Annotated in this window: 17 protein-coding genes, 15 tRNA genes and 1 rRNA gene; 7 read left to right on the top strand and 26 right to left on the bottom strand. The window is 40.4% G+C overall.

The window, feature by feature from the left end; all coding sequences use genetic code 11:
* Window positions 1-266: 266 nt before the first annotated feature.
* The 3 genes from KR50_RS12095 (at window position 267) to KR50_RS12085 (ending at window position 2,269) form a co-directional block, all read left to right on the top strand.
* Window positions 267-698, top strand: coding sequence for a disulfide oxidoreductase (locus KR50_RS12095; protein WP_041058885.1), 432 nt, complete (start codon window positions 267-269; stop codon window positions 696-698).
* Window positions 695-1,168, top strand: coding sequence for a thioredoxin family protein (locus tag KR50_RS12090; protein ID WP_041058883.1), 474 nt, complete (start codon window positions 695-697; stop codon window positions 1,166-1,168). Before KR50_RS12095 ends, KR50_RS12090 begins: the two co-directional genes overlap by 4 nt.
* Window positions 1,169-1,384: 216 nt before the next feature.
* Window positions 1,385-2,269, top strand: coding sequence for an RluA family pseudouridine synthase (locus KR50_RS12085; protein WP_232304280.1), 885 nt, complete (start codon window positions 1,385-1,387; stop codon window positions 2,267-2,269).
* An 88-nt stretch (window positions 2,270-2,357) separates the two neighbouring features.
* Here KR50_RS12085 and wrbA read toward each other — a convergent pair whose 3' ends face one another.
* On the bottom strand, window positions 2,358-2,969 hold the full coding sequence (wrbA, locus tag KR50_RS12080; RefSeq protein WP_041058877.1) for an NAD(P)H:quinone oxidoreductase: 612 nt from the start codon (window positions 2,967-2,969) through the stop codon (window positions 2,358-2,360).
* A 228-nt stretch (window positions 2,970-3,197) separates the two neighbouring features.
* Between wrbA and KR50_RS12075 the strand changes: the two genes are divergently transcribed.
* Window positions 3,198-3,731, top strand: coding sequence for a flavodoxin family protein (locus KR50_RS12075; protein ID WP_041058871.1), 534 nt, complete (start codon window positions 3,198-3,200; stop codon window positions 3,729-3,731).
* Window positions 3,732-3,922: 191 nt separating this feature from the next.
* Window positions 3,923-4,549: a nitroreductase family protein gene (locus tag KR50_RS12070; protein ID WP_041058869.1), complete on the top strand. Its 627-nt coding sequence runs from the start codon at window positions 3,923-3,925 to the stop codon at window positions 4,547-4,549.
* Between the two features lie 45 nt (window positions 4,550-4,594).
* Here KR50_RS12070 and KR50_RS12065 read toward each other — a convergent pair whose 3' ends face one another.
* Complete coding sequence (locus KR50_RS12065) at window positions 4,595-6,256, bottom strand: M20/M25/M40 family metallo-hydrolase (RefSeq protein WP_041058866.1); 1,662 nt, start codon at window positions 6,254-6,256, stop codon at window positions 4,595-4,597.
* A gap of 204 nt (window positions 6,257-6,460) precedes the next feature.
* Between KR50_RS12065 and KR50_RS12060 the strand changes: the two genes are divergently transcribed.
* Window positions 6,461-7,765 (top strand): NCS2 family permease, encoded by a 1,305-nt coding sequence (locus KR50_RS12060; protein ID WP_041058863.1) that lies wholly within the window; start codon window positions 6,461-6,463, stop codon window positions 7,763-7,765.
* 59 nt (window positions 7,766-7,824) lie between these two features.
* Here the strand turns inward: KR50_RS12060 and yhbH are convergent, their stop codons facing one another.
* From yhbH to queG, 8 genes are all read right to left on the bottom strand, one after another.
* A complete protein-coding gene (gene yhbH / locus KR50_RS12055) occupies window positions 7,825-8,973 on the bottom strand; it encodes a sporulation protein YhbH (protein ID WP_041058860.1) in 1,149 nt (382 codons plus the stop codon).
* Between the two features lie 503 nt (window positions 8,974-9,476).
* The gene (locus tag KR50_RS12050) at window positions 9,477-9,785 is read right to left on the bottom strand and encodes a hypothetical protein (RefSeq protein WP_041058858.1); all 309 of its coding nucleotides are present in this window, start codon (window positions 9,783-9,785) and stop codon (window positions 9,477-9,479) included.
* 321 nt (window positions 9,786-10,106) lie between these two features.
* Window positions 10,107-11,984, bottom strand: coding sequence for a PrkA family serine protein kinase (locus KR50_RS12045; RefSeq protein WP_408606155.1), 1,878 nt, complete (start codon window positions 11,982-11,984; stop codon window positions 10,107-10,109).
* A gap of 587 nt (window positions 11,985-12,571) precedes the next feature.
* Complete coding sequence (locus KR50_RS12040) at window positions 12,572-15,163, bottom strand: glycoside hydrolase family 66 protein (protein ID WP_052477073.1); 2,592 nt, start codon at window positions 15,161-15,163, stop codon at window positions 12,572-12,574.
* A gap of 234 nt (window positions 15,164-15,397) precedes the next feature.
* Window positions 15,398-16,147 (bottom strand): oxygen-insensitive NADPH nitroreductase, encoded by a 750-nt coding sequence (gene nfsA, locus KR50_RS12035; RefSeq protein ID WP_041058847.1) that lies wholly within the window; start codon window positions 16,145-16,147, stop codon window positions 15,398-15,400.
* 112 nt (window positions 16,148-16,259) lie between these two features.
* A complete protein-coding gene (gene trmL / locus KR50_RS12030) occupies window positions 16,260-16,733 on the bottom strand; it encodes a tRNA (uridine(34)/cytosine(34)/5-carboxymethylaminomethyluridine(34)-2'-O)-methyltransferase TrmL (RefSeq protein ID WP_041058844.1) in 474 nt (157 codons plus the stop codon).
* A gap of 52 nt (window positions 16,734-16,785) precedes the next feature.
* Entirely contained in the window at window positions 16,786-17,253 is a 468-nt protein-coding gene (locus KR50_RS12025; RefSeq protein WP_041058841.1) for an amidase domain-containing protein, read from the bottom strand.
* Window positions 17,254-17,303: 50 nt separating this feature from the next.
* A complete protein-coding gene (gene queG, locus KR50_RS12020; RefSeq protein ID WP_041058840.1) occupies window positions 17,304-18,437 on the bottom strand; it encodes a tRNA epoxyqueuosine(34) reductase QueG in 1,134 nt (377 codons plus the stop codon).
* Window positions 18,438-18,530: 93 nt separating this feature from the next.
* On the opposite strand from queG, the gene KR50_RS12015 reads away from it, so the two are divergent.
* Window positions 18,531-19,190 carry a B3/B4 domain-containing protein gene (locus KR50_RS12015; protein ID WP_041058839.1) on the top strand — a complete coding sequence of 220 codons (660 nt, stop codon included), beginning with the start codon at window positions 18,531-18,533 and terminating at the stop codon, window positions 19,188-19,190.
* Between the two features lie 165 nt (window positions 19,191-19,355).
* Here KR50_RS12015 and KR50_RS12010 read toward each other — a convergent pair.
* The 16 genes from KR50_RS12010 to rrf form a co-directional block, all read right to left on the bottom strand.
* Window positions 19,356-19,429: transfer RNA gene (locus KR50_RS12010), tRNA-Gly, on the bottom strand.
* Window positions 19,430-19,907: 478 nt separating this feature from the next.
* Window positions 19,908-19,988: transfer RNA gene (locus KR50_RS12005), tRNA-Leu, on the bottom strand.
* Between the two features lie 7 nt (window positions 19,989-19,995).
* Window positions 19,996-20,069: transfer RNA gene (locus tag KR50_RS12000), tRNA-Cys, on the bottom strand.
* Between the two features lie 9 nt (window positions 20,070-20,078).
* Window positions 20,079-20,153, bottom strand: a tRNA-Gly gene (locus KR50_RS11995).
* 5 nt (window positions 20,154-20,158) lie between these two features.
* Window positions 20,159-20,230, bottom strand: a tRNA-Gln gene (locus KR50_RS11990).
* Between the two features lie 11 nt (window positions 20,231-20,241).
* Window positions 20,242-20,317, bottom strand: a tRNA-His gene (locus KR50_RS11985).
* 22 nt (window positions 20,318-20,339) lie between these two features.
* Window positions 20,340-20,413, bottom strand: a tRNA-Trp gene (locus KR50_RS11980).
* Between the two features lie 4 nt (window positions 20,414-20,417).
* A tRNA-Tyr gene (locus KR50_RS11975) sits at window positions 20,418-20,501 on the bottom strand.
* A 21-nt stretch (window positions 20,502-20,522) separates the two neighbouring features.
* Window positions 20,523-20,598, bottom strand: a tRNA-Phe gene (locus KR50_RS11970).
* A 53-nt stretch (window positions 20,599-20,651) separates the two neighbouring features.
* Window positions 20,652-20,727 (bottom strand) — tRNA-Asp (locus tag KR50_RS11965).
* 7 nt (window positions 20,728-20,734) lie between these two features.
* Window positions 20,735-20,808: transfer RNA gene (locus KR50_RS11960), tRNA-Met, on the bottom strand.
* Between the two features lie 82 nt (window positions 20,809-20,890).
* Window positions 20,891-20,963 (bottom strand) — tRNA-Val (locus KR50_RS11955).
* Between the two features lie 9 nt (window positions 20,964-20,972).
* Window positions 20,973-21,047 (bottom strand) — tRNA-Glu (locus tag KR50_RS11950).
* Between the two features lie 22 nt (window positions 21,048-21,069).
* A tRNA-Ser gene (locus KR50_RS11945) sits at window positions 21,070-21,161 on the bottom strand.
* A gap of 3 nt (window positions 21,162-21,164) precedes the next feature.
* Window positions 21,165-21,239, bottom strand: a tRNA-Asn gene (locus KR50_RS11940).
* Window positions 21,240-21,245: 6 nt separating this feature from the next.
* A 5S ribosomal RNA gene (gene rrf, locus KR50_RS11935) occupies window positions 21,246-21,361 on the bottom strand.
* Window positions 21,362-21,587: the final 226 nt, after the last annotated feature.

Below are 21,587 nucleotides of genomic sequence, written 5' to 3'. Positions count from 1 at the left end.
TTATAGCTTGTGCTTTTCGACATTGGAATCGTTTTGTTTGCATTCTTTTGCAGACTTAAGACATAGTTGAATCGTTGCTTTACATTAAGTATGATGAAAACACCGCATTATTAAATTCAATTCCTTTATTTACCTGCCAAATAATAGACAAATTTAAGTAATACTTTTGAAATTAATTAAAGATGCGCTTGTCATATTCATCATTACCTTTTACAATCTTCATGAATCGATCTATGTATGAGGTTGAGTAGAAAAGAGGCATAAAAATGGAAAAGAAAACAGAAAATTTCCTTTTTGCAGCTTGGGCAGCATCTTTACTGGCTACGATGGGCTCTCTGTATTTTTCAGAAATAAGAGGATATGAACCATGTGAATTATGCTGGTATCAAAGGATTTTCATGTACCCTATTGTCATTTTGCTTGCTGCAGCTATTTACAGAAAAGATGCAAAAGCCGCTGTTTATTCTGCGTGCTTATCAGGCATCGGCGGACTTGTTTCGATCTATCATTATGGCATTCAAAAGCTTGATTTTCTGTCAGACAGCGCTCCTGCCTGCGGGATGGTATCCTGTACGGGTGAGTATATCAACTGGTTTGGATTTATCACAATACCATTTCTTGCATTAACCGCTTTTGCTATCATTTTTATTTTAAGCTTATTCATTTTAAAGCAGCTGAAAGGAGAAAAAGCCAGATGAAAAAAGTACTTATTTTCGGGGCAATTATTGTTGTCATTTTTGCTTCCATAGCTATTATTACCAATATGCAAAACGCTTCAAAAACGGAGGATAACCCTTACGGAAAAGAAGATCTTGAACAGTCAACGATTGATTTACTAGACGATCCAAATTATGCAAATCAAATTTTGCCAAACGAACTGGATGAAAGAATTTCAAGCGGTGAACCAACGACTGTTTATTTCTTCAGTCCGGAATGCCAATATTGTCTTGAAACCACACCTAAACTTGCTCCTCTAGCTGAAGACATGGACGTGGATATGGTTCAGATGAATTTAATTGAATTTAAAGATCAGTGGAACAAATATTCTATCCAGTCAACCCCGACTCTTATACATTTCGAAGACGGCGAGGCAGTTGATGGAATTGTCGGAGCAGCCAGTGAAAGTGAGTATGAAGAGTTCTTTGCACGCAATGTTGGAAACGAATAAATTAAGACTTGTTTAATGACTTTCTGAGTCCAATTGTAAAGAGGTTGAGACAAAACTACGAAAGATGTTTAAATTGAAGCTCATTAAATCGTAAATATGAGGAGATCGGAGCGGAAGGCGGCGGCTCCAGCAGGACCTGACGGAGCTTGAGACACATTTGTCCCAAGCTCTTTTTATGATCAGGATAATCTAAATTTATTAAAGGAGAGAATGAATATGAGTCAATCGTCTTTTACGATCACTGTATCTGCTCAAACAGCGGGTAAATCAATTGAAGAAGCACTGCGCAGCGAATGGAATTTCGGTAAAAAGCAAATTCACTTATGGCGTATGAATAAAGCCATTGACTTAAATGGACAACTTACTGAATGGAAAGCGGTTTTAACACAAGGAGATCTCGTTACCATCCGCTTTGAAGAGGAGCCGCCCACCTACCTGCCGGCAAAAATGAACTTCTCGGTCTTATACGAGGATGATCATCTTTTAATTGCAAATAAGCCTCCTCATATCGATACACATCCTAATCATCCTGATGCTTCGGACACGCTGGTAAACGGAGTTGTACATTATTTACAGCAAAAAGGAGAAAATGGCTATGCTCAGCCTATTCATCGCCTTGATCGGGATACGACTGGCACGATTGTTTTTGCAAAACACGCTGCGATCAAGCCGCTGCTCGATCGGGCATTGGAGGATCGTTTGATCAAACGGGTCTACTGGGCGCTTGTCCACGGGAACGTATCTGAAACCAGCGGTACGATTAATAAACCGATTGGAAATGACCGCCATCATAATTCAAGGAAAAGAGTGTCCCCCGGCGGCCAAAAAGCCGTTACTCATTTTAGAAAAATTCAATTCAATCCAAACTTGCAAACTTCCTGGCTTGAACTCGAATTAGATACGGGAAGAACGCATCAGATTCGTGTTCATCTTGATTCTATCGGCCATCCACTTGTTGGGGACACTCTTTATGGGGGCAAACAAACTCCTCTGCATCAATTTCAGGCTCTGCATGCGGTGAAAATCAGCTTCGTCCACCCCTTAACTTCCGAAACTATTTTCGTTGAGGCACCTGACCCTAACAAACGCCCACGATTCTGAACAAACTGATCATCCCAACAAAAGCCTGGAGGCATGCCTCCAGGCTTTTGTTGGGATCTGTACTTCAATTTAAACACTTGTATGTTAATTATTTTGTCCCATTGTTTACCATCTGCGCGATTTCAATTGTACGGCGGGCCTGATGTTTTACAGCTTCCTCAACATCCTCAAGCATATTCCCGTCCTGATCAACGGTTACACTCGTACCGTACGGATTGCCACCTGAACTGAACGTCACAGGATCCGAATAGCCCGGAGCCGCAATAATGGCCCCCCAGTGCATCATTGACGTATAAAGTGACAAGATCGTTGCTTCCTGTCCTCCATGAGGGTTTTGAGCAGAACTCATTGCACTGACTACCTTATTAACCAGCTTGCCATTAAACCAGAGTCCACCAGTCGTATCCATAAACGCCCGTATTTGAGCGGGTGCACTGCCATATCGAGTAGGGGTACTGAAAATATAAGCGTCAGCCCATTCAAGATCATGCAGCGTAACGTTTGGTACATCTTTTGTTTCTTCATAGTGCTCTTTCCATGCCGGATTTGCTGCAATGGCTTGCTGAGGAGCTGTTTCTTCTGCTTTTAATACTTTGACCTCAGCACCTGCTTCCTGTGCTGCTGCTTCTGCCCATTTTGCCAGTTTGTAATTCGTGCCTGTAGAGCTGTAATAAATAATAGCCAATTTTACATTTGACATGTTTACCATCTCTCCTTCAAATTGAATTACACATAATTAAAAAACAACGTTCTAGTTATAATCCCCTCTATAAAAGGATTTAAACAATTCAATATGTTTGAATTGCCTATTTTGGAAAACCAGTTTAACGTATACTTCTCTAAACTGAGCATAAAATAAATGAATTTGAGGATGACAGAAGCTATACTTTACTTGTCATAAATTCAATTTGAAAGGTCGGAGATTCCTATGAGTTTACTGATTATAAGTGGAAGTTCGCGCGATAACGGAAATACAGAAATTCTCGCTAAAGAAGCTGCAAAATATTTTGATGGCGATGTGGATTGGATTTATCTTCGTAAACAGACCATCCACCAAATTACCGATCAGCGGCACACAGAAAATGGCTTTACGCCTGTAGAGGATGACCATGCAGGTTTAATAAAAAAAATGGTCCAGGCCGATACAATCTTGTTTGCTACACCTGTTTACTGGTATGGAATGAGCGGTTATATGAAAACATTTGTAGATCGGTGGTCACAGGCACTACGAGATCCTGATCTTGATTTTAAACAAAAGATGCAGAAAAAACCGGTATATGTTCTAATTTGTGGAGGCGATCGAGTAAGCGTTAAAGGAATTCCGCTCATCCTCCAATTCCAGCTTATCTGCGAATTTATGAACATGGATTTTAAAAACTATTTTATAGGAGAAGCGAAAAAACCGGGAGATATGCTAAAAGAACAAAATCAGTTAGCACAAATGAAACATTTTTTTATCTAACTTGAACAATAAATAAGAGGCTGTTCCGATCTCAGTTAAAGGACTGAGTTTCCGGACAGCTTTTTTCGGTCTGAAAACTTCTATCTCGATTCAAATTCTTGACTCTAAAATTTATCTATACTATAGTAATACACGATTTACTACTAACTAAAAGTAACTTACTCGATGAAGATTTATTGGGAGGAATTTATATGACGACTTCAACTCTAGAACAAAACGTGCTTACTGTGATGCAGGAGCGCCGTTCCACTAAGGAGTACGATACAAACGCAGAAATTTCAAGAGAAGAACTGATGGAATTGCTTGAAGTAACAGGCCAGTCGCCGTCAGCCTGGAATCTTCAGCATTGGAACTTTCTTGCTTTTCACAATAAAGAATCTCAGGAACGCCTTTTGCCGATCGCGTATAATCAACAGCAAATCGCTGATGCTTCCGCTGTCATAGCTGTATTGGGAGATCTTCGTGCAAATGAGAACGTAGACCCTGTTTTTGAGCCTGCTGTAAATGCGGGAATGTTATCAGATGAAATCAAACAGGCTTTGAATGGTCAAATTCAAGCAGCTTATGAAAGTGAACAATTTGGCCGGGACGCTGCTTTTACAAACGCGTCACTGGCAGCTATGCAGTTTATGCTCGCTGCAAAAGCAAAAGGATGGGATACATGTCCGATCGGCGGCTTTAGTGCTTCCTCTCTAATAGAAGAATTTGAAATCTCTGACCGTTATGTGCCAGTTATGCTGATTACTGTTGGAAAAGGCATGAAAGAAGCACGTCCATCTGGCAGACTTGATATTAACGATTTGGTTTCTTTCGTATAAACTGTACTTCATTTCCAAGACCTATTAAAAAAGAGAGAACGCAATTTATTGCGTTCTCTCTTTTTTTGCCACGAGATCCAGAGCAAAGTTTTTGATCAGGCCTGGTAATACATGAAATGTATACGGCTTATATACCCGTTCCGTCCATTTATGACCATCTCTCCCATATACTCCGATATTAATGGAAGGAATGTTAACACTTCTTATTAAATCGATTGGCAAAGGATAAATGTCTGACATGCGCGGCATATTTTTCTTTAAAACGTTTACTTCTTCTTCTGTTTCGTGAAGAGAAAGATAACTTCCATCTGCCAAATACGGAAAAAACCTTTTAGTGGCAAACGTTTCATTGCTTTCAGCTGTTACGACCTCCAGCCGTTTAACAAGCTTTTCACGAATTTCGGTTCCATACTCGTACTGCTCATTTAAATAGTTATGCGGCAAAAATGGAGGCGCAAAAAATAAAATAACACGGGGTTTTTTGTCCGGATCAAGCTGCTGCAACGCTTCAACAAGAGCAAAAGAAGCTTCTCTCCGATCTTTACCTTTCCATTCCTTTGCCACACGGTCCAATACTTTATCGACCGGCAGTCCCTTATTTCTCAGTTCATTTTGCAGGTCTTCATACGTGCAGACAGCCACTTCCCATTTCCAGTTACTTGGAGGAAACCCATGATGGATTCTAAATTCATCGTATCTTCTTTCACTTTGAATTCTCAGCTCTTCTACTGTTTCTCTTGTCACAGAAAGCAACTTATCCATAACGTCTTTTGCCGTTAGTTCAAAAACAAAATAATTAAAGTACATTCTTGCGCTCACCGCTGTTTGAACATTATAGCTATGCTTGTCTTCTTTAAAATAAAGACACGCAGGCGGCAGTACATATTCACCCTCCAGTTCTTCTACCAGATCCAGGTTCTGATTGATCTTCCTGTTGATCTCAGAGGCTACCAGTGTGGGATCAATTGAAGTCAGAACATCCCCAACATGCGCTTCACGTCCGTATATATAAAAAGAAGGCAATACTTTTCCGGCAGCACCCGTATAAATATACTTTGTATCATCCTGATCATGCATAGGTGCAATAAAATCATTGTTTATGGCCGCTACATACTTCAGCCCCTCATCCTTCATCCTTTGAAGCTCCTGCAGTGCAGCAAGCATGCCTGCATGTTCACTTTCTTCATCAGGGTTAAAAAGAAACAGCATAGTCCCGTCAAGGGAATCTTTTTGTTCAGACAGTTCAAGTAAATTTGTCAAATGAATGGCCGCGCCGCTCTGCATATCGAGCGATCCTCTCCCAAACAGCCAGTCTCCCGAAAGAGCCTGTTCTTTTACCCGCTCATCCCCTTCATACGTAGAAAAGTATTGCTGTAAGGCATCCGGATCATGAGCAAGCGATTGAAGCGTGCCGAAATCATCTGTTTCCACTGTATCTATATGACTGTGGAACAAAACAGTCTTTTTTTGTCTGCCTTTAAGCTTCGCCCAAACGTTTATGCGATTATAAGGATCTCCGGCAATTGATTGAATCCACACGTCCTCCGGATGTTTTTGAAAATATGGAAAAGACTTAATGATGGAATATATTTCTTTCACCTTTTCAGTTTCTCCTAGAGTTCTCGTGTAGCTTTTAATCCCGACCAAACGACGTGTGAGCATTTCTGCCCGTTCTGCTGTCGATCTATTTTTCAAATCATTATACATACGTCACCCTGCTTCCGAAGCGTATTGTTAGTTTATGCTTCTTCTCCATCTTATCGAAACGTCTAAAAATTGCAACGTCATCATCTTACATTTTCTTTGTTTCGACTGTTTTTTTGGTCCAGGGGTTGAATTTTGTTCTACAAACGAATATTATAGTCTTTGTGATTTTTAATGTTCGTATTTTTTAGCTAGGAGTTGAATCAATTGTTTCGCTTTCATTTAAAAGAAAACCAAACTACGGTAAAAACAGAAGTGCTTGCCGGTTTTACTACCTTTATGACAATGGTTTATATCGTCGTGGTTAACCCGATTATCTTATCTACTACGGGCGTTCCGTTTGATCAAGTCTTTCTTGCCACGATCATCGCAACTGTAATCGGTACATTATGGATGGCTCTATTTGCAAATTATCCGATTGCCATCGCACCCGGAATGGGGTTAAATGCTTACTTTGCTTTTTCTGTTGTCGGGACCAATACAAATATTACCTATGAAGTGGCATTTGCTGCTGTATTTGTTTCAGGCGTTATTTTTACACTATTATCCCTTACTTCGTTCCGTAAAAAACTGATTGAAGCGATCCCGGATAATTTAAAGCATGGGATTACAGCGGGCATCGGTTTCTTCATCGCTTTTATTGGAATGCGGCTGACCGGCATAATCGTAGCGCATCCTGATAATCTGGTCGCTCTTGGGGACCTTCATTCCAAGCCCGTGATTCTAGCTTTTTCCGGACTTGCTATAACCCTTATTCTCATGGTTCTGCGCGTAAATGGGGCTTTATTTATCGGTATGCTGATAACTGGTGCAATCGCATATTTTACGAATCAGCTTAAATTTGATGGCGTAGTGGCACTTCCTGGTCTTCCTGAAGGATTAATCGTCTCTAATCCGATTGCAGCCTTTGGAGACGTGATTCAGTATGGATTGTTTGCAGTCGTTTTTTCCTTTTTACTTGTAACGATTTTTGATACAACCGGCACAATGATCGGGGTTGCCCAGCAGGCCGGGTTAATGAAGGGCAAAACGCTGCCAAGAGCAAGACAGGCGCTTCTGGCTGACTCAGTAGCCGCTACAGCAGGTGCAATGGTCGGTACAAGCCCTACTTCTGCTTATATTGAATCTTCCTCTGGCGTCGCAGCAGGCGGACGCACAGGCTTAACAACAGTTACTGTTGCTGTGCTTTTTATAGCATCTGCATTTTTCGGTCCGCTGGTCAGCGCTGTATCCGGCGTCTCGGCAATTACGGCGCCAGCTTTAATTATTGTCGGAAGCTTAATGATGGGGACAATAGCCAAAATTAATTGGGATGAGCTAGACGAGGCTTTTCCTGCATTTTTAATTATATTGAGCATGCCTTTAACTTCAAGCATCGCTACCGGTATTGCTTTAGGATTTATTTCATACCCAATTCTTAAGATTTTCCGCGGCAAGTGGAAAGAAGTTCATCCTCTTGTTTACATGTTTGCTGTTCTTTTTGCGTATCAGCTTGTTTTTCTTCCTCATTAAATGCAAAGAAAGCCGAAGAGCACAAATGCTTCTTCGGCTTTCTTTGCAGGACTTTGTTATTAAACTTCTTCTTTTAAAAAATGCTTTAAGGCAAAAAACACATCCGATTTTCTTCTCAGGATAAAGTATCTCAATTCATCTTCGGGAATTTTTTTGTAAATCGACATAAGTGAAGATTGACGCTGATATTGATTTACTTCGCCATAGCCAAACAAATTGCATACTTTCGACAGCTCCTCTATTAAAGGAAGGCAGCGCTGGTTATCTGATGTTAAGTTATCTCCATCCGAAAAATGAAAAGCATACACATTATAACGCTGAATCGGATATTCGTTTTGAATTAACTCGAGTGCTTTGCGATACGCTGAAGAACAAATGGTTCCTCCACTCTCTCCTTTGGAGAAGAAGGTTTCTTCTTCAACTTCTTTCGCTTCTGTGTGGTGTGCGATGAACCGGAGCTCAACATGGTCATATTTATGGCGCAAAAATCGAGTCAACCAGAAAAAGAAGCTTCTAGCAACATACTTTTCAAATGCCCCCATCGATCCGCTTGTATCCATTAAAGCTAGTACAACCGCTTTTGATTCCCGTTCGACTGATTCATTCCAGGTTCTGTACCTCAAATCTTCAGGCAAGATTGGATTAAAAGTTGGTGATCCTGACATGGCATTTCTCTTAAATGCACTCATCATTGTTTTCTTTTTATCGATATTTCCTGTAAGTCCTTTGTTCCGAATATCATTAAATTCAATGTCTTTTGTAATTTCTTCTGATTCTTCTTTTTGCTTTAATTTTGGCAGTGACAGCTCCTTGAATAATGCTTCTTCCACCTCTAATAAAGATACCTCTGCTTCAACATAGTCAACGCCTGCCTCTTCACCTGCCCCTTGACCTGCTCCCTGGCCAGGTTCAGGACTGCCTTTGGCAATCAAATCACCTACCTGACTGTCTCCATTGCCTTGGCCGACATGTTTTTTCTTATCATAGTTGTACCGGATCTTGTATTCATCTAATGAACGGATTGGAATTTTAACAACTTGTTTTCCATTTGACATGACAATGCTTTCTTCAGTAATAAGCTCTGGCAGCTGGTCTTTAATCGCTTCATTAACTTTTTCTTGATGTCTTTTTTGATCATCCTGTCCTTGTCGGTGAAGGGACCAATCTTCTTGTGATAGGATTGTGGACGACCGCTCATCCATTTTCATGGTCTGCTCTCCCTTCTTCCATTCGTAATTCATTGTATGCGGCAATGAAAAAATATTTACTAATTAAAGCAGAAGCATTTTGTTCTAATTTTAAGCACCAATGTGATTACGGTGTTTGATAATTAATTTAATTGAATTTTCTAATTATTTTACTTGTAACGGGAAGTAACAGGACGCATGCGCCTATATTTTAAGTGTGACCTGTTCAATTCAGGTCAATTGAATACTTTCCTCGGGAAGAAAGATTATATTACGTTCAAGTCAAATTATGATCAGTCTGGGAAGTAACGATAAATAGTTGTATAAACGGAGTCTGTTTAAATCATAAAAAAGATGTAGGCCGAGCAGAAGGTGTCGATTCTTTAAGAGTGTGACGGATAGCGTCGGAATTAAAAAAGCGAAGTAAACTAAAAGAGACTGAGACAAATTTTTGTCCCAGCCTCTAAGATGATCAAAACAGATACAAGCATCATCTTGTTCATATTTCTGACGCCTAATAAAGATTACGTCAATTCCTTTTCACGAGCCGATGTTTTAGCTGCATCAATCAGCAAAATAATAGAGGCTGCTATATGCATTATAAACCCAACGAATGGCACAAATCCAATGACACTCGCCACAATTCCAACTATACTCCCTGTTCTTGCTTCCAGCTCACGTATCGAAAAAATAAGCGTTACAATATGCAGGCCCAGCATGATCCAGAGTGGTGCCCATGATAGAGAGACGATTACGATGCCTCCTATAAAAGGAATAGCAAAAAACGCTTCGAGTCCTCCTGTCACCCATTTTAAAGTGGTGGATGTTTTCATCTTTCATCCGTCCCTTCTATATTTTCCTACTTTTTCTTTTACACTAATCACTTAGAGGTAAACGTCTAATCCAAATAAGATTAAATTGCTTTCCTATACTTTTATACGATTATAATCGATAAAAGTTTCAATATTGATCAGAAAGTAAGATCCTTTTGCAAAGAATCTTCATCATTTTTCTTATTTTTTACTAAAAATGAAGACTTATGTGCATGGATTGGCTTCCATTATGTATCAAGTACGGAGCATGGGCTGACAAATAAAAAAAGAACCAGCTGTATACTGGTTCTCCAATGATTCCGGAAAGGACTTGTGCAGATATTATCTGTTAAGAAGACTGCCAACATATTTTAATAATTCATTGGCACTCGAAGTATTATAGCCATGCTCATCAATCAGGCGTGCAATTACTTCATTCATTTTCTTAAGCTGCTGCTCATCCGGCGTTTTCGATGAGGTCGTAATTTTAACCACATCTTTTAAGTCAGCAAATAATTTCTTTTGAATGGCCTCTCTTAAACGGTCATGAGACTGATAATCAAATCGCTTGCCTTTTCTTGCATAAGTGGAAATTCGAATTAAAATTTCTTCTCTGAATGCTTTTTTTGCATTTTCTGAAATGCCTATTTGTTCTTCGATGGAACGCATCAGCTTTTCATCCGGTGTCATTTCTTCTCCAGTCAACGGATCACGCAGTTTGGATTTGTGGCAGTAAGCCTCCACATTATCTAGATAATTATCCATAAGCGTTTTTGCTGACTCCTCATACGAGTAGACAAAGGCTTTTTGAACTTCTTTTTTCGCCATATCATCAAACTCGCGGCGTGCCAGTGAAATATAACCCAGGTAAGCTTCTTTTACATCCTTCGTAATGGAAGCATGCTGATCAAGTCCTTCTTTCAGCGATCGTAAAACATCAAGCGCATTAATAGAAGAAACCTCTTTCCGAATAATAGTGGAAGAAATCCGGTTAATCACATATCGAGGATCAATTCCATTCATGCCCTCGTCATCGTATTCGGTTTTTAATTCCTGCAGATCTGCCCCATTAAATCCTTCAACCGTTTCACCATCATAAAGACGCATTTTCTTAATTAAGTCAATGTCTTTTCGTTTCGGTTCTTTCAGACGGGTAAGAATGGTAAACATCGCAGCAATTTTAAGTGTATGAGGAGCAATGTGTACACCTGCGACATCACTTTCTGAAATCAGTTTTTCATAAATTTTTTCTTCCTGTGTCACTTGAAGATTATACGGGATCGGCATCACGATGATACGAGAATGAAGAGCTTCATTTTTTCTGTTGGAGATAAATGACCGGTACTCCGTTTCATTTGTATGAGCCACAATCATTTCATCAGCCGAAATCAACGCAAATCTTCCAGCTTTAAAGTTTCCTTCCTGGGTAAGCGAGAGCAAGTGCCATAAAAATTTCTCATCGCATTTTAACATTTCTTGAAACTCCATCATGCCGCGGTTCGCTTTATTGAGCTCGCCATCAAACCGGTAAGCTCGAGGGTCGCTTTCTGATCCATATTCTGCAATAGTAGAAAAATCAAGGCTTCCTGTCAGATCGGCAATATCCTGAGACTTTGGATCAGAAGGACTGAACGTACCGATCCCTACACGCTTGTCTTCTGAGAAAAAGATCCGTTCAACCGGTACATTTTCAATTTGTCCATCAAACTCTTTTTCTAAGCGCATCAGATTTAAAGGCGACAAATTGCCTTCAATTCGGATACCATATTCTTTTTGAAAATCTTCTCTCAATGCATGTGGTATGAGGTGAAGCGGATCTTCATGCATCGGACAGCCTTTTATCGCATACACAGCCCCTCTGTCTGTTCTGGAGTAGGCTTCCATCCCTCTTTTCATCATTGTAACAAGCGTGGATTTACCTCCGCTGACCGGACCCATGAGCAGCAAAATCCGTTTTTTTACATCTAGTCTTCTTGCAGCAGGATGAAAATACTCCTCTACTAATTTTTCTAAAGGTTCTTCTAAACCAAAAAGTTGATTTTTAAAAAAGAGGTACTGCTTTTTTCCATTTTTCTCTTCCACACCGGCATCTTTTATCATGTTATACACACGTGAATGTGCTGATTGAGCCACCCATGGCCTTTCTTTTAGCAATTCGACGTATTCAGAAAACGTACCTTCCCATTTTAAATTTTCTTCCTCGCTTCTATATTCAGCCATTCTTCTTAAAATATCCAACAACGTCGCCTCCTTATTGGCCTTATGTAGAAAGGTATGCTGAAACTTCGGCTTGCATGAAAACGAAAAATCAAAATTCATTGCGATGGTTCTTAACTATTTTAAGAAAAAAAGTAGAAAATATGACTTGTGATTTTCACATCAGCCCATTTCAATCAGATACAGGAGGTATTTAAAGAATTAAATAGTACTATTTCTTTGTACAAAGAAACTTTTTTTCTCCCAGAGTTAAAAGATTTTCCCCATGTTTATCTTGTCTGAACGAATTTATAAGACAATTTCATTGTTTCTTCACAATAAATCTCACTATACGTTCACTAATACTGTATTTTAGGGTATAATTTTAAACAGCAGATCATTTTTTCCGTTGAAAAGGAGGCCATATCAAATGAATACTATACTAATTTTAGGTATCTGTGTGGCGTTTCTTGCTGCTATTTTCGCAGCAGGCTATGATTCCAAGCCAGGTACACACAAGGACTAATGGCTAGACAAGCTGTAAATAAAAATAAGACTGTCGAGAACCTCTCGACAGTCTTATTTTTATCTTTAACTTATTTACTACCGGTTCATTGCTCTTTCACTATTTCAACATTATCTATTTGCAGATTTGTATCTCCAGGTCCCTGTTGTTTAAATGAAATGGTGAGTTCACCGTTTGTTACTTCTGCTAATACACTAATCTTTTCATAGCTCTGGCTGTGAGGGATGGCCTTATCAACAGGATCTCCCCCATAGCCGGATACTTCCATTTTACTTTCTATTGGAATACCTGTATTTTGTTTGAGCATTGCACTGACTGTATAAGTTCCGTTTTCCAGACCTTTTACTGTTTGAGATACAGTTGCAGTGTACTCTTCAGCACCCCATATCCAGTACTTATACCCTTCATAAGCATCATAGTTGTCAACGCCGTGCCCTGCTGTGCCACTAAATGTCCAACCCTGTGTTCCCTTCTCAAAACCTCCGTTTATAAGCTCTCCGGACGGAGCAGGTATTTCTTCCTGATCATCAGGGTCTTCACAAGTATTTGTGTTACTCCAGTCATAAATGACAAGATCTATAGCTTTATTTAAAGCCTCCCTTGCTTCATTCGTAACAGCTCTGTTATTTGATTTTCGGTTTAATTGATCTAAAGCCTTTTCTAAAAAGTTTACCGCTTTATCATCAGAACCTTTTTTCAAATGATGATCTGCCTGTCTAAGTGTATTGCTAAGTTGTTTAACTAAGGGCTTCCGCAAATCTCTTTTTGCTGCAAAATGGTTCATCAATTTTGTCACGTTTAATCTAGAATCTTGTTCATCATCGGTGCTTTGCGGTTCATCACCGCTCATGTAGATCATGTTCCAGTATTCCAGGGATGGGACATCAATCACAATATAGTCCCCTGACTCATCACTGCCTTTTGTAAAGGACAGTGCCTGGGAACGCCCGTCTTTTTCATCCGGCGAAGCCAGCCATACAGAATTTACTTCATCTGAATAATAGTATTTAACTTTAAAATCGCAAATTTTGTTAGGTTTTTCTTTTTCACCATAGTTGGCTCTCCAGTCGTTTTGGCTAACGCCCAATAAATTAATCATCTGGATAATTTCATAGTTATCATCTTTTTTCCCATATGTCCAGATCGTATTAGGATCTCCGTTTTCATTATTCTCATAATCGACTACTTCAATAGCGTTTTCTGTTTCTGTTTGACCATCCCTAAGAAGGTTTTGATAAGCAACAATGAAATCGTATTGTTTGGCTATTCGCTTTTCAAGGTTATCAGTCATGTACAAATTTTGAGCAGGAAAATATTCATTGCTGAGCATATTCCCGTCATCCCCCAACTCCATACGAGATCCGCCTGCTGCATAAACGGAAGCACCTGTTAATAACACGGCTGATGTGTTGAACGGGCTGCCTGGATTACTTTCACCATAGTCATAGCTCATGTAGGCAGGAATGACTAAAGACTTACCGCCACTCTCTTCTCTTGATCTTTCAATTTCTGTCTTTAAAGAGTTATAGGAGTCATAGAGCTCTCCATTTATATCTCTATCCCATGGCCACATCTCGGTATATAGAACATCCACATCACTGATATTAACCTTTTCAATCCCCTGCGCTCCAACCGGGTTAAAAACCAGATAGTTGTCTCCAATAGCGGTTTTAGCTGCATTAAGGAACTCTGTATACGTGTCTTTTACAAATAAGGTTTCACCCTTAGAATTTTTCATCTCTCCCCATTCTCCAACCGTGTCAGAGTGCCAGCCATCAAATTCAAATGCATCAAATACTTTATTCGTTTCTGCAAAAATGTAATTCTGCCATCCTTTATTGCTCATATCAAAAAAGTATAAATGGGTAATACCAGTCGGTGTTTCGTCTGACATTTTGAAGTTAAAATGCCCTTCTCCTCTTGGATTGTCGTCTGAATAATAAAGAGCCCAGTCTTGCTTTACGCCATCGTTTTCATAACCAGAGACGGCTGCGTATGCCATATTATAAGACATATTAACCATATTTGCTTTTTGAGCTTCAGCAATATAGCTGCGGACCGAATCACCATAAATCGGTCTGCCTGACCAATCATCCCAGACGTCCAGGTTATCGGCCACTGGCTTATGATGACGGTATTTCCAATCATAATATTGTAAGGCGTTAATATGGTAGTTCTTTAGTTTCTCAATTCTTCTCTCCACGTCCACATCTTCTGTAAAGTTCCAGACATAGCCGTAACGGGGGAACTTTGTCCAGCTTGAAGATACATCTACCCCAACCGTATCCGAATCAATAACGATATCAGCTTCATCTTTTACATTCACTTCAATCAGATAGCCTTTAAAATCATCTGCAGGTGCCTTCCAATTAATCGTAAGTGTTTTTGATTTGCCTTCTTTTAATGTGAACTTTCTTTTAATAGTGGAGCCAACTTGCTTTTCAAGGTGCTTTGCCCTGATCTCAACAATCCCTTTCTTTAGATCCCCGCCGTTTAAGTTCGTAAGATTAATGCTCAGTTCTGCTTTCTCACTCGGGTCATACATAGCTTTATCAGTGGTGACAGACTGGATAATTCCCTCCTCATCAGCCGCTAAGCTTTTTTGAGAAAATGAAAAGCTGGATAAAATCAATACTGCTGCTAACGTCATCGCTGTTACTTGCTTAATTTTTTTCAAATTGAACACTCCCTTCGCTATTTGTAATCGCTTTCATTTTATCTTATAGGATTGTATACGATCTTGGGGGTTAAGCGGGGAAGTCCGTAATATAAAACACTATGTCAGTAAGATACAACACCAAAAAAATGCCTGTCCCGCCCAGATCCTGTCGAATGCAATCGACTAAGACCTTGGTGTGACAGACATGTAGCTTTACTTAACTTATTCAGGCTGCTAAAACTACCATTCCTATTAGTGACGATTTAATTTTTTTTCTTCAATATAATCCTTCATATACAATCTGCTTTTTCGTTCGAGCATTTTGGCCATTTGTTCTGACCACTGATCACTTCGCGCACCCTTGGTTCTTTCATGATAATATGCGGAAATTCCCTGATCATATTTATTCAGTTTATCTTCTAACTGCGCAGGGTCTTTTTCGTACTTATTTTCATGGTAAATCATTTCAAATGGCATTCTTGGTTTAGTCGCCGTTTCCTGATCAGGCACTCCGACAGTTAATCCAAACAAAGGAACAACATAATCCGGTGCATCAATCAGCTTATTGACTTCCGGCAGATTATTTCTGATACCTCCTATATAACAGATGCCAAGCCCCATTGATTCAGCTGCAATAGCGGCGTTTTGAGCTGCAAGCGAGGCATCTATAACTCCTACCATAAATTTCTCTGTGCTCTCAATCGATGGCAGTACGTCCGCATCCTTTATTTTTCCGATTTGAGCGTGACGGTAAAGATCAGCACAAAATAAAAATAGATGTCCACTCTCAGCTACATATTCCTGACCTCCTGCAAGTGCAGCTAATTCTTTTTTCTTTTCCTTATCTGTTATGCCAATTATTGTATAAGCTTGAATAAAGCTGGACGTTGACGCCATTTGAGCAGCCTCAACAATGGTTTTAATTTGATTATCCGTTAAAGCCACATCTTTAAACTTACGGACAGACCGGTGATTTTCAAGTAACTCTATTGTTTTATTCATAAATTTACGCTCCTTTCCTCTATCTTTCTTCCTAATTGTACCGAAGCCCTATTCAAAATCAAAGTTTTAACAAATAAAAAACACGATTCAAAAAAAGAATCGTGTCAAGCGATTATTTAAGCCCCGGAAAATCCTGCTGTCTCAGTGCTTCATAAACTAAAATCGCTGCAGTATTAGATAAATTAAGAGATCTGACATGATCGTTCATTGGCACACGGATGGCTTTATCTTTATTTTTCTCAATAACCTCAGAAGGAAGACCTGACGTTTCTCTTCCAAAAATAAAATAATAATTTTTTTCAGTATCCTCATAGCTAAAAGTGGAATGAGGCTTTTCTCCATATTTAGTTAAAAAGAAATATTCACCTTGTGCATTGCTTTCAAAAAACTCATCTAACGAATCATAGTAATGAATCTGTACATGATTCCAGTAATCCAGACCAGCACGCTTTAGCATTTTATCATCAGTTGAAAAACCAAGCGGACGGATTAAATGAAGAGCCGTGTCAGTTGCAGCACATGTTCGTGCAATATTTCCTGTGTTAGCAGGTATTTCAGGCTGATACAATACAATATGATTTCCCAATCTTTTCACCTCAAACAATCTTTTCAATAGCGTAAATCATTTATCTATTTTATCACGTAATTGCATAAAAGTAATATTTAATTTCCGGTGTATAAGCAGACGAATCAGTATACTCCCAATTTCTCATTCGACTGTCGCTTGTATGAGCATTAACAAGCGGCACACCTGAGCGCATGGCAGTGACAATGGTCGTATGATTGATTCTGCCGTCACCTTCAAAGTCATAGCAGATTACATCCCCCTGTTTCAAGGCACTGGCCTTTGACACCTGCTGAGCCCGTCCGCTCGATTCAAGGTACCATTTAAGAGAATGAGCAACAGACCAGCTGAAGCTCCATGAATTAGTTCGTACCCACCAGCCCTTTGAGCGGTTTGGATATCCTGTCATCGACCAGCCGCCTGCACGCAGACATTGCGAGATAAAGTTCGTGCAGTCCACTTCAAAAGATGGATAAGCGGGATTTCTTCCATTCCACCACTTCTCTGCATACAGGACTGCATCTCCCCGATTATACGCCATTTCAAATCACCCCTTTTTGCCATCCTACGACAGATAAGGTGATTACATGATTAATTATTAAGAAACGACAGTCCTTTTTGGATTTCTATCAGAACTTCTTCGTCTTCTTCTTGATCCTTAAATGCAAGTAATGCCTGATGTGCTTCCTCGCCGCCGATCTTTCCTACAGCCCATGCTGCCGTCCCCCGGATAACGGGTCTCACATCCTCCTGCATCACACTGATCAAAGAAGGAAGAGCACTTTCTTCTTTAAAATGTGCAAGAGCAATAATGGCATTTCTTTGTATTGGCTTTTTTCCTCTCCATGACCCTGAAACATGACCATACGTTTCTTTAAAATCCCGGTTACTAATGGTAAGAAGAGGCTCTAATAAAGGCTTTGCAATTTCCGGGTCAGGCTCCATTTCAAGGTGAAAATGAAAATCCTTCCCCTTGTTTTTAGGACACACAGTCTGACATGTATCACATCCATAGATTCTGTTGCCAATCTTAGATCGGTATTGTTCAGGCAAAAAACCTTTTGTTTGTGTAAGAAAAGCAATACATTTTTTGGCGTCCAGCTGTCCACCTTGAACCAGCGCGCCTGTTGGACACACATCTACACATTTATTACAGGACCCGCATTGGTCATTCATCGGCTCGTCAGGTTCAAAAGGAAGGTTTGTAATCATTTCGCCCAAATAAACGTACGAACCAAACTCAGGCGTAATCACTGCACAGTTTTTAGCACTCCATCCTATCCCGGCTCTCTCGGCTACAGCACGGTCTACAAGCTCTCCAGTATCCACCATAGAACGGAAACGGGCTTCAGGCACTCTTTCCTTAATAAAGGCTTCAAGCTTGTTTAAACGATCCCTGAGTACTTCATGATAATCAGTTCCCCAGGACGCTCGTGCAAAAATGCCTCTTCTCTCACCCTTCACACTTCTCGGGGAATCTTTCATCTTAGAAGGATAAGCAAGTGCAATTGCAATAATGGAACGGGGCTCCGAAAAAATTAACGAAGGATCCACACGTTTATTTATATCTTTTTCTTCAAAACCAGATTGATAATCCAGCTGCTCTTGTCTGATCAGATGGTTTTTCATTTCAGTAAAAACATCTGCCGTTGTAAAACCGATTTTGTCAATTCCAAGCGAATCTGCATGATCTTTTATTTCCTGTTTCAACAATCGATAATTCATCCCGTCCCTCCTTTCAAAAGAGTATCTTTATTTTAACATGCTCAGCTTTCTGCTATCATAAACGGTAATAACACTAACCGAGGAGCTGCTACCATGAAAGTATATGTTCATCCAACCCTGCAACACAAAGAACCTCTTTCCTTTGGCATCATTCAATACAAAGATATTCAAATAGGGGAATCTCCCCAGATGCTTAAAGGCCGGCTGCAGCTTTTTCAGGAATCCATTTTCTTTGAACTGCAAGACTCACAAGTAACGGACCTCGAAGGCATTAAAGAGTGGAGAAGAATCTTTAAAGCGCTGGGCAAAGATCCTAACCGTTACCGACCCAGTGCAGAATCTCTCTACCGCAGAATCAAAAAACAAAATTATTTAACCCCAGTACATTCTGCTGTGGACCTTAACAATTTCTTTTCCCTTGAATATCAGTCCCCAATTGGTCTTTATGACACATCACAGATAAATGGTGATGTATCAATCCGGCTTGGCGAACCAGGTGAAGAATATACAGGACTTAACGGCCGCTCGAACTCTCTTAAAAATCTGCTGGTATCTGCTGACGAAAATGGAGCATTCGGAAGTCCTTTTGTTGATTCACAAAGAACAGCTGTAAATCAGAGTACAAACGAAGCGCTTCAGATTATTTATCTTAGACCCAGCCTGTCTCCAGAAGACCATTTAAAATTAACGGAATCACTTAAAGACATGTTTCTTCAAGTGCATGGAGGATCAGGTAAGAGTTATATAATTTAGGTTAACTGATTGATTTATAGTAACACAGACCAAAACCGGGCGGCTTGCACCCGGTTTTATTTTATATCTAATGTAAGCGGGATAATATTTTGAGCTTATTTATTTAAAATAGAAAAAACGCAATGCTTCGTTGATACAACGAAACACTGCGTTGGCTATGTATTGTGGAGCGGGTGATGAGAATCGAACTCACGACATCAGCTTGGAAGGCTGAGGTTTTACCACTAAACTACACCCGCATCAGCAACATATATAAATTTAACATTAAATTTACATGAGGTCAACATCTTTCGACAAAATTATATACATTTATTAATATTTTTTTCCTCTTTAAAATCAGGTTGAATGCACATTAGTAAATATAAGATATCTTCAAGTCTTTTCTTCACTATATTCTTTTACCTCGCACTGTATTCCAGTAAGATCGTATTCAATGAAAAATAATAGCTAGACAAGCATTTACCATTAACCATACCAACAAATACTGACTATTAAAATAGGTAATTAACAAATCCGGCATTAATAAGACTTAAAAAATAAAATTCAACTGTACGCATCTCCAATCAATACTTGATTCTCGACAATTCAAGTATAAAAGAATGCATGATGTCGTACATTTTTCATTTCTGCAGTGTTGAGTGAGAACCCCAGCATTTCGTATAGAAAAATAAAAAAAGGTTCTCAACATAATCGCTGAGAACCTTTTTAGTATACTGATACCTGAGGCCGGACTTGAACCGGCACGCCTCGCGGCATCGCATTTTGAGTGCGACGTGTCTGCCATTCCACCACTCAGGCTTACTATTGGAGGCGGCAACCGGACTCGAACCGGTGGTAAAGGTTTTGCAGACCTCTGCCTTACCACTTGGCTATGCCGCCAAAAAAAAATGGAGCGGAAGACGAGATTCGAACTCGCGACCCCCACCTTGGCAAGGTGGTGTTCTACCACTGAACTACTCCCGCTAAAGCTGGGCTAGCTGGATTCGAACCAACGCATGACGGAATCAAAATCCGTTGCCTTACCGCTTGGCTATAGCCCATAAATTAAAAATGGGGCGACCGATGGGAATCGAACCCACGAATGCCTGAACCACAATCAGGTGCGTTAACCACTTCGCCACGACCGCCATAATTATAAAATTTTAAAATTGGCAGGGGCAGTAGGAATCGAACCCACACCGGAGGTTTTGGAGACCTCTGTTCTACCTTTAAACTATGCCCCTAAAATGGTGGAGGGGGGCAGATTCGAACTGCCGAACCCGAAGGAGCGGATTTACAGTCCGCCGCGTTTAGCCACTTCGCTACCCCTCCACGATCAATACAATAAAAATATGGTGGCTTTGGACGGAATCGAACCGCCGACACATGGATTTTCAGTCCATTGCTCTACCGACTGAGCTACAAAGCCATACTGCAAATCGAACTATGTATTCTATAAATTTTCAATGTTTTTATAGAAAATGGCGGTCCCGACCGGGATCGAACCGGCGATCTCCTGCGTGACAGGCAGGCATGTTAACCGCTACACCACGGGACCTTGGTAATTGCGGGGGCAGGATTTGAACCTGCGACCTTCGGGTTATGAGCCCGACGAGCTACCGAACTGCTCCACCCCGCGTTAATAAGTATATGCTCGTTTTTAGAAACAGGTGAGAAAAAGTTAAACAATTATAACACTGTCTCTCTCTGATGTTAACGAGTGGAGAATGACGGGCTCGAACCGCCGACCCTCTGCTTGTAAGGCAGATGCTCTCCCAGCTGAGCTAATTCTCCAAATGTCTTTGGTGACCCGTACGGGATTCGAACCCGTGTTACCGCCGTGAAAGGGCGGTGTCTTAACCGCTTGACCAACGGGCCTTTTAATACGTTATAAGATTTATGGCGGAGAGCAAGGGATTCGAACCCTTGAGACAGCGGTAGCCGCCTACACGATTTCCAATCGTGCTCCTTCGACCTCTCGGACAGCTCTCCATATGGCTCCACAGGTAGGACTCGAACCTACGACCGATCGGTTAACAGCCGATAGCTCTACCACTGAGCTACTGTGGAAAATCAGCCTAGCAACGTCCTACTCTCACAGGGGGAGACCCCCAACTACCATCGGCGCTGAAGAGCTTAACTTCCGTGTTCGGCATGGGAACGGGTGTGACCTCTTCGCTATCATTACTAGACATTTTGTTCTCTTTGCGACAAGTTAGATTATAACATTGCGCAAGAGGAAATTCAATAGAATAAAGAAATAATTTGCTAATCATTCCTTCAAAACTGGATAAGACATCAAAACAAACGAACAAACGAGTAAACGCTACACTTTTTTATAGGTTAAGTCCTCGATCGATTAGTATTCGTCAGCTGCACATATCGCTATGCTTCCACCTCGAACCTATCTACCTGATC

It is taken from the genome of Jeotgalibacillus campisalis (assembly GCF_000829515.1).
Lineage (GTDB): Bacteria > Bacillota > Bacilli > Bacillales > Jeotgalibacillaceae > Jeotgalibacillus > Jeotgalibacillus campisalis.
This window is presented reverse-complemented; position numbering and strand designations above follow the sequence as displayed.

Excerpts from the sequence above, each read along its gene's own strand:
- KR50_RS12050 (WP_041058858.1), bottom strand. The coding sequence starts at position 9,785 with ATGAAAACATCCACCACTTTAAAATGGGTGACAGGAGGACTCGAAGCG.
- KR50_RS12065 (WP_041058866.1), bottom strand. The coding sequence starts at position 6,256 with ATGTATAATGATTTGAAAAATAGATCGACAGCAGAACGGGCAGAAATG.
- nfsA (WP_041058847.1), bottom strand. The coding sequence starts at position 16,147 with ATGAATAAAACAATAGAGTTACTTGAAAATCACCGGTCTGTCCGTAAG.
- wrbA (WP_041058877.1), bottom strand. The coding sequence starts at position 2,969 with ATGTCAAATGTAAAATTGGCTATTATTTATTACAGCTCTACAGGCACG.
- KR50_RS12015 (WP_041058839.1), top strand. The coding sequence starts at position 18,531 with ATGAAAGTATATGTTCATCCAACCCTGCAACACAAAGAACCTCTTTCC.
- queG (WP_041058840.1), bottom strand. The coding sequence starts at position 18,437 with ATGAATTATCGATTGTTGAAACAGGAAATAAAAGATCATGCAGATTCG.
- KR50_RS12045 (WP_408606155.1), bottom strand. The coding sequence starts at position 11,984 with ATGGCTGAATATAGAAGCGAGGAAGAAAATTTAAAATGGGAAGGTACG.
- KR50_RS12085 (WP_232304280.1), top strand. The coding sequence starts at position 1,385 with ATGAGTCAATCGTCTTTTACGATCACTGTATCTGCTCAAACAGCGGGT.
- yhbH (WP_041058860.1), bottom strand. The coding sequence starts at position 8,973 with ATGAAAATGGATGAGCGGTCGTCCACAATCCTATCACAAGAAGATTGG.
- KR50_RS12075 (WP_041058871.1), top strand. The coding sequence starts at position 3,198 with ATGAGTTTACTGATTATAAGTGGAAGTTCGCGCGATAACGGAAATACA.
- KR50_RS12095 (WP_041058885.1), top strand. The coding sequence starts at position 267 with ATGGAAAAGAAAACAGAAAATTTCCTTTTTGCAGCTTGGGCAGCATCT.
- KR50_RS12070 (WP_041058869.1), top strand. The coding sequence starts at position 3,923 with ATGACGACTTCAACTCTAGAACAAAACGTGCTTACTGTGATGCAGGAG.
- KR50_RS12025 (WP_041058841.1), bottom strand. The coding sequence starts at position 17,253 with ATGGCGTATAATCGGGGAGATGCAGTCCTGTATGCAGAGAAGTGGTGG.
- KR50_RS12090 (WP_041058883.1), top strand. The coding sequence starts at position 695 with ATGAAAAAAGTACTTATTTTCGGGGCAATTATTGTTGTCATTTTTGCT.